Origin of the sequence: Pseudomonas sp. Irchel 3A18 (genome assembly GCF_900187465.1) — a bacterium.
Taxonomy (GTDB): domain Bacteria; phylum Pseudomonadota; class Gammaproteobacteria; order Pseudomonadales; family Pseudomonadaceae; genus Aquipseudomonas; species Aquipseudomonas cichorii.
This window is the reverse complement of sequence record NZ_FYDI01000007.1, coordinates 267,771-282,119: the sequence shown is the minus strand read 5'-3', so window position 1 is coordinate 282,119 and position 14,349 is coordinate 267,771. Positions and strand designations below refer to the sequence as shown.

Genomic DNA, 14,349 nt, shown 5'->3' with positions numbered 1-14,349 from the left:
TTATTCTTCCATCTCTGATAGCAGACGCTGCATTTCGTCCAGGGCTTCATCCGTGGAAGGCCCTTGGGGTTTTTCGATCTGCTCGGCAAGCGCAGCAATCGTCGGGTTGTGAAACAGGCTGCGCAGTTCGATCTTGATGCCGAATCGGTTCTCGACCCGGGTCATCAAGCGCATCGCCAGCAATGAGTGGCCGCCCAGCTCAAAGAAGCTGGTGAATACGCCAACTTGCGGCACTTCGAGCAGTTCCTGCCAGATTTCGGCCAGTTGCTGTTCCAGTTCGTTGCGCGGCGCCACTCCCTGAGTCGCGACCGGTTGCGGCGCAGGCAGGCTCTTGCGATCGATCTTGCCGTTGGCGTTCAGGGCAAAACGCGGCTGCTCGATGAAACCGGCAGGGATCATGTAGCCCGGCAATACACCCTCCAGATGGCGACGCAATGCCGCCTGATCCACCGGGCTCGGCGTTTGCAGCCAGGCGAACAGGCTCTGACTGCGCGCATCGATCATCACCACGGCTTCTTCCACGCCAGGGTAGCGGCGCAGCAGCGATTCGATTTCGCCCGGCTCGATGCGGAAACCCCGCACCTTGACCTGGAAGTCACTGCGCCCCACGTAGGCCAGCCGACCATCATTGCGGCGGCGCACCAGATCGCCGGTGCGATACATGCGGCTACCAGGCTCGCTGGCATAAGGATCGGGCAGATAGGCCGCAGCCGTGATCGCAGCAGCATGCTGATAGCCACGGGTCACACCGGAACCTGCGATATACAGCTCACCGGTGGTGCCCAGTGGCACCGGGCGCAGCATTTCGTCGAGGACATAGCAGCGGGTGTTGAGCAACGGCGAGCCAATATCGGCCACACCGTTCGGCACCTCCTGCAATGCCTGAGTGGTCGACCAGACGGTGGTTTCCGTCGGGCCATAGGCGTTGATCAGCGTCACGCCCCGGCTGCGCAGCTCGGTCACCAGTTCTCCAGGCACCGCTTCGCCACCGATCAGGCCGCGTACAGGAGGCCAGTCGGCCTGCCCGGTTTCCAGCAGAATCTGCCAGCCTGCCGGTGTTGCCTGGAACACTGTGGCGCGGCGCAGCAAGGCAAACAGTTGGTGGCCATCGACAACCTGCTCACGACGCGCAAGCAGTATGGCGGCGCCATTGACCAGCGGCAGAAACAGCTCCGGCTTGCACATATCGAAGGCGTAGGTGGTGCTGGCCAGCCAGACATCGTCAGCGCCCAATGGCAATTGTTGGTCGAGACCGGCCAGCAGATTGCTCAGGTTATCGCGGGTAACCTGAACGCCTTTCGGTGTACCGGTCGAACCCGAGGTGTAGATGACATAGGCCCGTTGTTGCGGATTCACCGGCAACACCAGATTCTCGGCGCTGTAGTCATCCAGCACCAGTTGATCGAGCAGAACCTTATCGACGCCGTTCAAGGCCTCGGCACTCAGACTCTCGCCAAGCACCCGTACCGGACGCGCATGTTCGATGATGAAACGCAGGCGGTCTGCCGGATGTTGCGGGTCCAGTGGCAAGTACGCCGCCCCGGCCTTGTGAATGGCCAACAGGGTTGGCAACAGCCACGGGCCGCGCGTCAGGCAGACGGCAATCAGGTCATCGGTGCCGACACCCTGAGCGCGCAGCCAATGGGCCAGGCGGTTGCTACGGGCATTGAGTTGTCCATAGGTCCATTGCTGGTCCTGGCAATCAACAGCCAGCGCACCAGGTGTCAGCTCCACTTGCCGCTCGAAACGGGCAATCAGGTCCACTTCGCGCTGCGGGGCCTGGGCTGGCAGGTTCCATGGGCGCTCGTCCAGTGCGTGATCATCATTGGCCAGATCGATATCCCACAGACGTGCTTCAGGCTGTTTCAGCATGCCTTCGAGCAGATTGCGGTATTCGTCGGCATAGCGTTGCGCAGTGCGTGGCAGGAACAGGTCGGTGTTGTACTCCAGCACGCACTGCCAGTCCTCACCGTGCTGCTCGATATGCAGACCGATATCCACCAGTGCGCTGTCGCTTTCGACATTCAGGCGCTGTACCGGCACGCCGGCAAAGTTGTGTTCCAGCGATGCGCTGACATCGCGCTGGATCAGGTTGAACAGTGCCTGGAACAGCGGCGTATGGCTCAGGTCGCGGCGCACTTGCAGGGCTTCCACCAAACGCTCGAACGGCACGTCGCCATGCTGTTGCGCCGCCAGGTGTGTGGCTTGCAGTTGCTGCCAGAACTGCTCGACCGATTGCAGCGGATCAATGCTGCTGCGCAAGACCTGAGTGGTGGCGAAATAGCCGATCAGGTTATCGGTATGGGCTTGATGGCGATGAGCGACCGGCAGACCGATCCAGATTTCACGCTGGCCGGAGTGTCTGGCCAGCAGGGTTTTCCAGGCCGCCAGCAAGGGGGCGAACGCCGTCAGGCCATGACTTTGAGCGGTTTCCCGCAACTGACCGACCAACGTGGCGGGCAAGCTGAAGCGCAAGCGCTGGCCGTTGTAGCCTTGCTCCGCCGGGCGTGGCAAGTCGGTCGGCAGGTTCAGCACCGGCGGTTCGCCTGCCAGGGTCTTGCGCCAGTATTCAAGCTGCGACTCGATCAGCGCCTGCCCGGCCGGGCCTTGCCAACTGGCCGCAATGTCGGCGAATTGCAAGGGCAGTTGCGGCAGGCAAGCGTTGCGGCCTTCCAGAATGGCCTGATAGATCAGTTGCAGTTCATTGAAGAAAATCTCCAGCGAACGGGCGTCAGCGATGATGTGATGCAGGGTGACCTGCAACACGCTTCGGCCTTGACCTTGATACACACGGACCCTGAACAGCGGCGAGGCCGTGAGATCGAAGGCGCGCTGTGCTTCCTGGCTGAGTGTCTGTGCGAAAGCCGGGGAATGCTCATCGACTTCCAGCGGCTCGACGCTCACCTGCACCGCTGCCTGATCCTCGACACGCTGGCGTGCGCCTTCGGCGGTGTCGCTGAATACCGTGCGCAGGCTGTGCTGACGGCTGATCAGTTGAGTCAGGGCCTGCTCCAGCACTGCCGGTTGCAGAACCGCCTCCAGACGCAAGGCCAGAGACAGATGATAAGCCTGGGTATCGCCTTGCAAACGATCCAGGAACCACAGACGCTGCTGGGTGAAATGCAGCGGTGCCAAAGGCTCCTTGAAAGGACGCAGGATGCCGTCGGACTCCACACGGGTCGTCGCCAGTTGCGCAGCCAGATCCCGCAGGACCGGGTGCTCGAACAGCGTACGCAATGGCAGGCGTCGACCATGCTGTTCGGCAATACGCGCCACCAGACGCGCCGCCAGCAGCGAATGGCCACCCAAGGCGAAGAAATTATCCTCGGCACCAATGTCGCTGCTGCCCAACAGTTCCTCCCAGAGCCGCGCCAGTTCCTGCTCCCACTCGCCGGAAAGCACACCGCGCTGGCCGTCGCGCTGGAGCGGTTCCGGCAACGCCTTGCGATCAACCTTGCCACTCGGGCTCAACGGCAAGGTGTCCAGATGCACAAACTGGCCTGGCAGCATGTAGTCCGGCAGTTGTGCGCCAAGGGTTTCGCGCAGCCACGTTTCATCCTGCGCATCGCCCGCGTAATAACCCACCAGCCGCGCCGCTTCACCGTTGCCCGACAGCACGACAGCCGCCTCGCGAATACCGGGAATGCGCGCCAGTAATGCTTCGATTTCCCCCAGTTCGATACGGAAACCGCGCAGTTTGACCTGGAAGTCCAGACGCCCCAGGTAATCCAGGCTGCCATTGCTGTTGCGGCGTACCCGGTCACCGGTGCGATACATGCGGGCACCGGCCACGAACGGATCCGGCAGGAACGCCGCTGCGGTCAGTCTTGGCGCGGCGAAGTAGCCACGGCCCAGGTTGGCACCGGCCAGATACAGTTCACCGGGAACACCTGCGGCCACAGGTTGCAGGTCGGCATCCAGCACATAGGCAGCGGTATTGGCCACAGGCTGCCCGATGGGCACTTCCACGCCAGTCTCACTGCCATTGCGGATCTCGAAGGTGCTGTAGACCGTTGCTTCTGTCGGCCCGTAACCGTTGATGACCCTGGCTCCCCTGCCCTCGATGGCTTCGGCCAGCGCACAGGGCAAGGCTTCGCCACCGGAAATGGCCCGCACACCCTGCCAACTGCGCGAGGTATGAGACACCAGCATCCGCCAGGTCGCTGGCGTGGCTTGCATGACGGTCGGTTGCGAAGCCAGCAGCAGTTGATCGATGGCCTGCGGGTCCCGGGCCTGTTCACGATCAGCCAGCAGAATGCTTGCGCCATGGGCCAGGGGCAGCAGCAGTTCGACAATGGCAATATCGAAAGTCGCGGTGGTCAAGGCCAGGACCCGGTCCTGGCTGGTCAGCGGCAGGACGTGCCCGACAGCCAGCATCAGGTTCATCAGGTTGCCACGGCTGATCGCCACGCCTTTGGGCTTGCCGGTGGAGCCGGAGGTGTACAGCACGTAGGCAAGTTGATCCGCCGTCCATGCCGGTGTCCGGAGTGTTTCGGTCGAGTTCAGAGCGTCGATATCCAGCAACGGCACGCCGCTGTTCCACTCAGCCAACGCTTCCAGGCTCGCGGCAGTGCCCAGGCATAGGCGGGGTTGCGCAGCGTCCAGAATGTAACGACCACGTTCCGGTGGCGTGTCTTCGGCCAGCGGCACATAGGCTGCGCCAGTCTTGAGGATGGCCAGCATGGTCATAGGCAGACGGGCATCGCGGGGCAAGCTGAATGCCACACAATCTTCGATACCGACACCATGGGCCTGCAACACTGCTGCCAGTCGTTCGGCAGCCTGATTCAGTTCGGCATAGGTAAGGCGCTGATTGCCTGACAGGACGGCAATGGCGTCGGGTTGACGGGCAACCTGAAGCTCAAAGGCCTGGAGAATGTCCTGATGGCCATCGACTTCAGGGCCATCAAGCCGTGCCAAGGCACGTTCGGCAGGTTGCCAGACCAGTTCCCCCAAGGCTTTTTCCGGTTGGTCGAGCAAGGCATCCAGCAATGCCAGGTATTGACCGGCCATGATCTGTACGGTCTGTTCGCGGAACAGGTCGCTGCTGTATTGCAGGCTCAGGCTGATGCCATGTTCGCTGTCACGCACATCCAGGTGCAGGTCGCACAAGGCGCTGTCCGGACGGTTGTCCAGTGGCTCGGCGATGACATCGGTCAGCTCGAAACGCTCCAGCGCATTGCCGGGGAAGTAGTTGAACATGACCTGGAACAGCGGGTTATAACTGACTTGCCGCGCCACTCCGAGTTGCTCGATCAGGTAATCGAACGGCAAATCCTGATGGGACTGCACCGACACCGACAACGCCTGCAACTCGCTCATCAATTGCAACAGGCTGCGCTCGCCGGACAGTTTCTTGCGATACACCAGCGTATTGACGAAGCAGCCGACCAGAGGCTGCAACGCCGCATGATGCCGGTTGGCAGCCGGCACCCCGACAATGATGTCGTCCTCACCGCTGCGGCTGCGCAACAGCAACTGGAATGCAGCCAGCATCGGGACAAAATTGCTCCAGCCGTGACGGGCACTGAAGGCCCGCAAGCGTGCGGTCAAGGCTTCAGGCAGGCGCTGCTCGACGCGACCGCCGTTCTGGCTGGCCTGGGCGGGACGCGGGAAATCGGCCGCCAGTTCCAGCACCGGCAACTCACCGGCCAGTTGCCCGCGCCAGAAGCTCAGTTCCTGTTCGCAGGCCTTGCTGCTCATCCATTGATGCTGCCACAGGGCGTAATCGGCGTATTGCATCGATACGGCCGGGGCCTCTTCGGTCAGGCCCTGACGAAGATTGCGGTACTGCTTGCACAAACCATCGATAATCAGTTGTAGAGACCAGCCATCGGCAACAATGTGATGGCAGTTCAGTGACAGGACAAACGCTTCGGGTGCCAGACGATACAGCCTGGCGCGCAACAAAGGTGCGGCTTCCAGATCGAACGGCGTCATTGCATCCTGGCGCAGCAGGTCGTGCAGTGTTTCTTCGCTGTCTACGTCGATCAATGGCAGCTCAAGCTCGGTGCGGGCCAGAATCACCTGGCTCGGGCCTTCAGGCTCGCTGATGAACCCGGTGCGCAGCACTTCATGGCGGTCGAGCAAGGTCTGCAAGGCGGCTTGCAGGTCAGCGATATGCAGATCACCGGTCAGCCGCACTGCACCGGCCAGGTTGTAGGCCGGGCTTTGCGGGTCAAGCTGTTGCAGGAACCAGAGCCGTTGCTGGGCAAACGACAGCGGCAGTTTTTCAGGACGCGGCAAGAGCGTCGGCGACGACTTGGCGGTATCGGTGCGGTTTTCCAGCCAGTCGGCCATGGCGGCGATGGTTGGGCGCTCGAAGACCACGCGCAGCGGCAGATCTTTACCGCTGAGTTTGCCGATCAGGCCGATCAGTTGCGTGGCCAGCAGTGAATGGCCGCCCAGCTCGAAGAAGTTGTCTTCGACGCCGACCTGATCGAGCCCCAGCACGCTTTGCCAGGCTTCGACCATCTGGCCTTGCAGCTCGCTGCTTGGCGCCACATAACGGGCCTGGCTTTGCGCGGCAAAATCCGGCGCGGGCAAGGATTTGCGGTCGATCTTGCCATTGCCATTGAGCGGGAAGCGCTCCAGGAACATGAATGCACTGGGCGTCATGTACGGCGGCAGATTACCGAACACATGCTCGCGCAAAGCTTCGATGCCCGGCGGGGTATCGGCTACCACATAGGCCACCAGCACCTTGGAGCGCTGCTGGTCATCGCGGGCCACCACCACCGCTTCCCGGACGCCAGGGTAACGGGTCAGGCAGGCTTCGATTTCGTCCAGCTCGATACGATGGCCACGGATCTTGACCTGATGGTCGGTACGCCCGACGTATTCCAGATCGCCATTGGGCAGGAAGCGCGCCAGGTCGCCCGTGCGGTAGATACGGCTGCCATCGTTGGCAATCGGGTCCGGCAGGAACACTGCCGCCGTGCGCGCCGGGTCGGCCATGTAACCGCGACCGACACCCACACCGGCAACGAAGATTTCTCCGACCGCACCGGCAGGAATGGGCTGCAGGTCGGCATTGAGCAGGTAAAGACGATTGTTGAGTGTGGCACGGCCAATGGGCACGTTGATGCGTTGCTCTGGCAAGCGCTCACGCAACGGATGGAACGCCACGTCATCGGAGCATTCGGCCGGGCCATAGGCGTTCATCAGCGGAATCGCGGGATAACGCTCGAACCAGCGCCGCGCCAGCGCTGGCGGCAGCGCTTCGCCGGTGGCCAGTACCCAGCGCAGACGCGACCGGTCCAGGCCTGCATCGAGCAGGCTCTGCATCAGCGACGGCACCGCTTCAAGAATGCTGATGCCATGCCGCTCAATGGCTGACGCCAGATCGTCGGGGTTCTGCACCACGCAATCGCCAAGAATCACGGTACGCGCACCCAGCACCATACCGGCCAGGGTTTGCCAGACGGAGATGTCGAAACATTGCGGCGCGGTCTGGGCAATCACGTCATGGGCATCGAGCCCAAGCCCCGGCAGTTTGCCGAGAATGTTGTTGAGCATGCCCGCGTGGGCCACCATCGCGCCCTTGGGCGTACCGGTGGAGCCGGACGTGAAGATGCAATAGGCCAGCGAGCTGTCGTGCACCGGAATATTCAGGTCGTCATCGCTGTAACGGCTCAATACCGACGTGTCGTAGAGCACCGACTTGAGTGGCTGCTCCAGAAGCTCCACGGCCTCCATCGCCAACTCGCCCTGCCCTGCGCTATGGATCAGCAAAGGCGTACGGCTCTGGCGCAGCACCTGGGCCAGACGCTGTGGCGGGTTGCGCGGATCGAGCGGCAGCCAGCCTGCACCGGCCTTGAGGGTGGCGACGATCATCACTACCAGATCCAGGCCACGCTCGTCGAACACTGCGATCAAGTCGTCGGATTTGACACCCACGGCCCGCAGGTGCCGGGCCAGACGGTTGGCGGCGCGGTTCAACTGATCAAAGGTCAGGCTCTGCTCGCCATGCACAATGGCCACGCGATCAGGCGTCTGGCGAACCTGTTGCTGCAAGCGCTCGATGTACAAGGGTTGCAGCAGTTGCTCATCGGCGGCCAGACCACCCCCGGCCCAGACCTGATGCTGGAGGGCAATTTCGCGCTCATCGAGCATGGCCAGATGATGCAAAGGCGTTTCGGGTTTCGCGCTCAGTGCTTCGCCCATATTCAGCAGCAAGGCACGGAAGTGGCGCAGCATCTGTTCGATTTCTTCGCGCAGGAACCAGTCGGTCTGATAGGTCAGTTGCAAATGCAGACGTTCGCCCGGAACGATCACCACCGTCACGGGGTAGTTGGTGTGCGTGCGGTTGGCCATGTCGCTGATGAGGTAATCCAACTGGCTCTGACGCAGGTCGGAAGCAATCGGCGCGTTCTCGAACACGAACAGGCTCTGGAACAGATCCTGACGCTGCACTTCACTCCAGCGCTGGATTTCGGCCAGGGAAACGCTTTCGTGTTCCCGCAGGCTCAGGTTCTCGGTCTGCAAGGCTTTTAGCCATGGGCCCAGCGCATCGTCCGGCTGCCAGCTCCAGCGCAGCGGCAAGCTATTGATAAACAGGCCGACAATGCTTTCCATACCTTGCAAGTGAACCGGACGCCCGGCCACGGTGATACCGAACACCAGGTCGCGATCACCGCTGTAGCGCGCCAGCAACAAAGCCCAGGCGCCCTGCACCAGGGTGTTGAGGGTGATGCCGTGGCGGGCGGCGGTGTTTTGCAGGCTTTGGGTCTGTTCGAGGGTCAGATGCTCGACGCAGTCTTCGACGGGCTCGGCGGCATCCTGGATACGCCCCACATGGCCAAAACCAAACTCGTTGGGCGTATCGAAACCGGCCAGGCGTTGCTGCCAGAAGTCCTGATGGTCTTCCGGTTTCTGGGTTTCCAGCCAGCGAATGAAATCGCGGTACGGACGCGGTGCCGGCAGGTTCAGGCGGCGACCTTTCTGGGCGGCGCGGTAGCCGTTGAGGAAGTCCATCATGATGATCGAGAAGCACCAGGCATCCATCAGGATATGGTGATAGCTGCGCACGAACTGATAGGTGTCGGGTGCAATCTTGTACAGCCTGACCCGCATCAAGGGCGCCTTGGTAAAGTCCAGCCCCTGGGCACGCTCTTCGCTCAGCAGTTGTTCAAGACGGTCCTGTTGCTCGCCTTCACTCAGGTGCGACCAGTCTTCATAGGTGATCGGCAGTTCGACCTGCTTGTGTACCACCTGCATCGGACGCTTTTGCTGCTTCCAGACGAAAGACGTGCGCAGCAACTCGTGACGCTCCACCACCTGCGCCCAGGCCTGGCGGAAAGCTTCCAGATCGAGGTCGGGCATGACCATGACATGGCGATATTGCAGCAGGTACATCCCCTTGCCGGGGTGCAGCAGGCTGTGGAACAGCAATCCTTGCTGCATGGGAGCCAACGGGTAAATCGCTTCGATATTGCGCGAAAGTGCTTTGACCTTGTCGTTCATGCTGACGGTATCCGAACCTTTAATATGGGGGACGCAGGGTTGTCACTGCTCAAGCTGTTCGAGCAGGCCCAGGAATTCATCGTCGGACAGGCCTGAGTCAGCGAAGTCCGAAGCCGTGGCGCGGCCAGCCGCTGGAGACAGGCAGTGCTCCAGCAAGGCGCCGATCTGCTGCACAAACTGCTGCGCCAATCCGTTTACCAGTGCCTGATCATGAACATGCGGGGCATAACGCCATTCGATATGCAGCCGTCCTTCGTTCTCCAGCACCGTCACATCCAGCCAGTGGGTGCGGCGGGTATCGTCGGCGCGCATGCCTGGGCAGATCGGTCGGGCCAGACGCCAGAGACGCGAGGCCCCAAGCCATTGGTCCACACGGCCCAGATAGTTGAAGGTCAGCAGCGAGGCCGCTTTCAGCTCATTGGCCGGGTCGAGGCGCAACAGGCCGTAACCGATGCCTTGCTCGGGGACCCGGCGCAGAGCTTCCTTGGCCGCAATGATCGAGGACTCAAGGTCCCAGGAAGTCTTGACCGCCAGAGGGTAGCGACTGGTGTGCCAGCCCACCGAACGGGACAGGTCAGGGCCTTGTTCCCAGCCGCTGCGGCCATGGCTTTCCAGCTCAAGGGTGACTCGTTCGCGCCCTTGCCATTGACCGATGACACCGGCCAGTGCCGCCACCAGCAGATCCTGGACCTGGGTGCCGTAGGCTGAGTGGCAATCGCCTTGCAACCATTGCGTCTGCTCAACCGACAGTTGTGTATCCAGGGTGCGGCTTTCGCCGTATTCATTGGTCTGCTCCAGGGCTACGCCTTCAGCCACCAGTTGCTCATGCCAGTAATCCACCTGAGCCTGTACTTCGGGTTCGTTGCGATGGCGCTGCAAGGCTTCGCTCCACACATGGAAACCCGCCGAGACGGCTGGCAGAGCCAGGTCGGGTTGCAGGTACAGGCTTTCCAGTTCTTCCAGCAGCACTTGCCAGGACACGGCATCCACCAGCAGGTGATGGGCCGTACACAGCAGTTCCCGGCTTTGGGAGAAATACACCCAGCGGATCAAGGGTGCCTGATCAAGGCTGAAACCCTGCTGCCAGCGTTGTAGCAAGGCCTCGCTCAGAGGTTCCTGCTCCACGTGCAGCAGTGCCTCGACCTGCTTTTCGGAAAAGGCCTGATAACGTTGTTGCCAACCGTTTTCCGAGGCCTCGAAGATCAGCCGCAAGCTGGCATGGCGCTTGAGCAGCGCGCCAACGGCCTGGGTAAAGCGTTCCTGATCCAGCGGCTCGTCCAGTGCCAGCAACAGCGACTGGTTCCAGTAACCGGGCCGGGTTTGCTGCTGAGCGAAGAACCATTCCTGAATCGGTGTCAGGGCAAAGGCTGTGGTGGGTTCCTGGGCCTTTGGCGTAGCACCTGCGTTTGCCGCGCCAAGGTCAACTACCTGCTCTGCCCAACCGCGCACGGTGGGGAACTCGAAAATTTGCTTGGGCTTGAGTTGCAGGCGTTGCTGCTTGGCCTTGGCGATGATCTGCAAACTCAGAATCGAGTCACCACCTGCCGTGAAGAAGTTGTCGTCGGCACTCAGGTCAGGCTTGTCGAGAATTTCACGGGCGATGTCCAGCAGGCGTTTTTCGAGTTTGCTCTGCGGTGTCTGCGCCACTCGCGCCAAGGCCCGCACGCTTTGCTCGGCAAACAGTTGCTTGGGCGTCATCAGAATTTGTTGCTGACGCGCCAGGGCGATGATTTGCAGGCCGAGAATGGAATCGCCGCCATGGGCGAAGAAGTTGTCGTCCGGGCCAAGCTCGGGTTTGCCCAGCAGTGTCCGCCAGATATCCAGCAAGGTGCTTTCAACGGCATTCAGGGGTTGATTGCCTGTCGGCTCTGCCGAAGACGACTGAACCGGCGCCTGCTCGCTCAGATGTTTCAATGCCTGACGATCAACCTTGCCATTGGCCAGCAAGGCAAAACGCTCAAGGCAATGCCACTGGGCTGGCTGCATATAGTCAGGCAGTTGCGTTTGCAGAGTGCTCTGAATGCCGGCCAGAGCCTCCGGCGGCGCAATCAGGAAGGCCACCAGACGGTTGCCGGTCAACGGCGTCGGAATGTTCAGCACCCGGACATCGCTGACCTGCGCAATGGTGCGCAATTGGGCCGCGACTTCTGCCGGCTCGACCCTGTAGCCCCGGATCTTGACCTGCTCATCGAGCCGGCCAAGAAACTCCACCTGACCCTGATGATTGATCCGGACCCGGTCGCCGGTGCGATAGCCGTACTCACCAAAACGGGCGTGATCCGCATCCGGGGCACTGAGATAGCCCGGTGCGACGGTTGCGCCCTGAATGTACAGCTCGCCGCTGACGCCGATTGGCAACAACGCACCTTCAGGAGAACGAACACTGACTTGAACATTGGCCAGTGGTTTCCCTAACGGCGCAGCACCACTGCCTTCCACTTCATGGGTCAGGACACCGACCGTGGTCTCGCTGGGGCCGTAGTGGTTGACGATGCGCAGGTCCGTTTTCAAGGTGCGCAAGCGGCTGACCAGGTCATGGCCCAGCGCTTCGCCGCCCGTGACCAGACACTGGCGTGGCAGCAAGCGCTGCGGATCTCTGGCGACCAGCAAGGCGTTGAGATGTGACGGCACGATCTTCAGCAGATCGACGGGCTCACGCTCCAGCACGGCGGCCAGTTCCTCGGCATCGAAGGCCAGTTCTTCGGCCAGCAGGCGCAGACGGCGACCACTGAGCAAGGCCCCGAACAAGGCCGTATGCCCAAGGTCGGTGGCGCAACTGGCGAGGCTGGCGAGGCTGGCATCAGCGCTCAGATTCAGGCGTTCAAGGCAACCGGTCACGTAATGAATCAGGTTGCCCTGGCTGACCTTCACCCCTTTTGGCTTGCCGCTGGAACCCGAGGTGTACACCACGTAAGCCGTCATATCTGCCGCCAATGCAGCACGCAGCGGCGCGTCGCTGAATAACGGCGCAGTCGGAATTGGCAACCAGCGCACCTGCTCCGCCAACCATTCGGGGCGCGAGCCTTCGCCCACCAGCACTTTGGGTGCAGCGTCCTGGCAGATGTCCTGCAGGCGCGACTCTGGCCATTGCGGATCGAGGACCAAGTAGGTTGCTCCACTCTGCCAGGCCGCGAGCATGTGCATCACCAGCTCGCGACTGCGTGGCAGGCACAAGGCAATCCGCTCGCCAGCCAGATCCAGACCCAGGCGCTCTCCACGGGCAACCACGGCACGGCCCAGTTCGGCATAGCTGAGCGTGCCCTTTTCATCCTGCAACGCAATCGCCTGGGGCTTGAGCGCACACTGTTGCGTGAAGGCTTCCCAGGCATTGCTGACGACCAGCGGAGTGCCTTCACCCTTGAGCAGCGATTGCTGCTCGACTGGCAACCAGTCGAGTTCGGCAAAGGGTACTTCAGGCTGTTCGAGCACCGCATGGACCAGTGCCACGAACTGGTCGCGGTAACGCTCGACAGTCTGATGCAGGTACAACGCCTTGCTGTAACGCCACCGGCACAGGAAGCCTTCTTCCTCGTCGATGACCACCATGTTCAGCTCGTGGGCTGCGCCACGCTGCTCCGAGAGCAAACGGTCGACATACTGCTCGAAAGGCGCAATACGCTCCTTGTTGAGGGTGAACATATGCTGGAACAGCGGCGCCCTGCCCATCTGTCGTGGCAGGTCCAGCTGTTTGACCAGACGCGAGAACGGATAGTGACGGTGTTGCAGGGCCTGTTTGACGGTGGCGTCCACCTGTTTTGCCCACTCGCCACTGGACACGTCGCGGCGCAGACGGCAACGGATCGGCAGCGGGTTGACCAGGTAGCCCGGCAGGTTGAGGTGTTCACGGCGCAAACGCCAGCCGCTGGGGGTTCCCAGCACGAAGTCATCCTGCCCGGACAGCACGCCGAGAAACTGCTGGAACAGCGAGAACCAGAATACATAAGGCGTTACACCCAAGCCTCGGGCGACGGCACGGATTCTGGCCGTCGCAGCGGGATCGAAACGCACCGACAACTCGCCGCCCTTGAATGCCTGATTGCTGCCATAAGGGAAATCCGTCGGCAATTCCAGGGCCGGGGCTTCGGCCAGTTGCGCCTGCCACCATGCCAGTTCAGCAGGTTCGGCCGCTTCGCTGCGAATATGCAGATCACTGCAATAATCGCGATACGCATCGGGATTTACCGGAGCCAGCGACTGACCATCGAGCAACGCGAACAGCTCATTGAGCACGGTATAGAACGTGGCCAGATCCGCAGCGATGTGGTGAATCACCAGCAACACGCTGTATTCGGTAACGTCGCCCTGAGAGTTGCTCAGCAGGACAACACGGCTGACCTCGGCGGCTTCCAGATTGAACGGCTTGTCGGCCAGCCCGGTAATGTGTTGCTGCAAGGTATCGGCATCTGCGGCCTGCAATGCCACACGCTGCAAGGGCTGGATCTGTTCACGATGACTCCATTGCAGCAGCTCGCCATTACGCTCTGCATAGGCCGTGCACAACATCGGGTAACGCTGCTGTACCGTGCCCCAGGCATTCTGAAGGCGCTTGGGCAGATCATCGGTGACAAATTGCGCCTTGATACGCCCGGCATAAGCGATGTTATAGGCGCAGTTTTCAGGCTCCAGACGCTGTAGAAACCAGAGGGCCTGCTCGTTATCCGTCAATGGGCGGGCATCGAAATAATCGGGATGCTGTTGCAACCAGCGCAGTACCTCAGGACTTTTGGCCTGCAGTTCGGCTACCAGTTCATCGTTCAAGGCGCCCTGTGATCCGTGGGCAATGGCTAACTGGCCTTCGGCTATAGACAGGCGAATTCCGCGCAGCCAGCAGCGATGCATCAGGCGATCCATTTGTTGTCCTTTTTCTACTTGTTCGAAGTAAGC

General features: G+C 61.3%; 2 protein-coding genes. Both read right to left on the bottom strand.

Translation table 11 applies throughout. From position 1 onward, the window contains the following. Nucleotides 1–9,465, bottom strand: a complete 9,465-nt coding sequence (locus CKW23_RS16470; protein WP_095067979.1) for a non-ribosomal peptide synthetase — start codon at nucleotides 9,463–9,465, stop codon at nucleotides 1–3. A gap of 42 nt (nucleotides 9,466–9,507) precedes the next feature. Next, a complete protein-coding gene (locus CKW23_RS16465; RefSeq protein WP_095067978.1) occupies nucleotides 9,508–14,316 on the bottom strand; it encodes a non-ribosomal peptide synthetase in 4,809 nt (1,602 codons plus the stop codon). Between the last annotated feature and the right edge of the window lie 33 nt (nucleotides 14,317–14,349).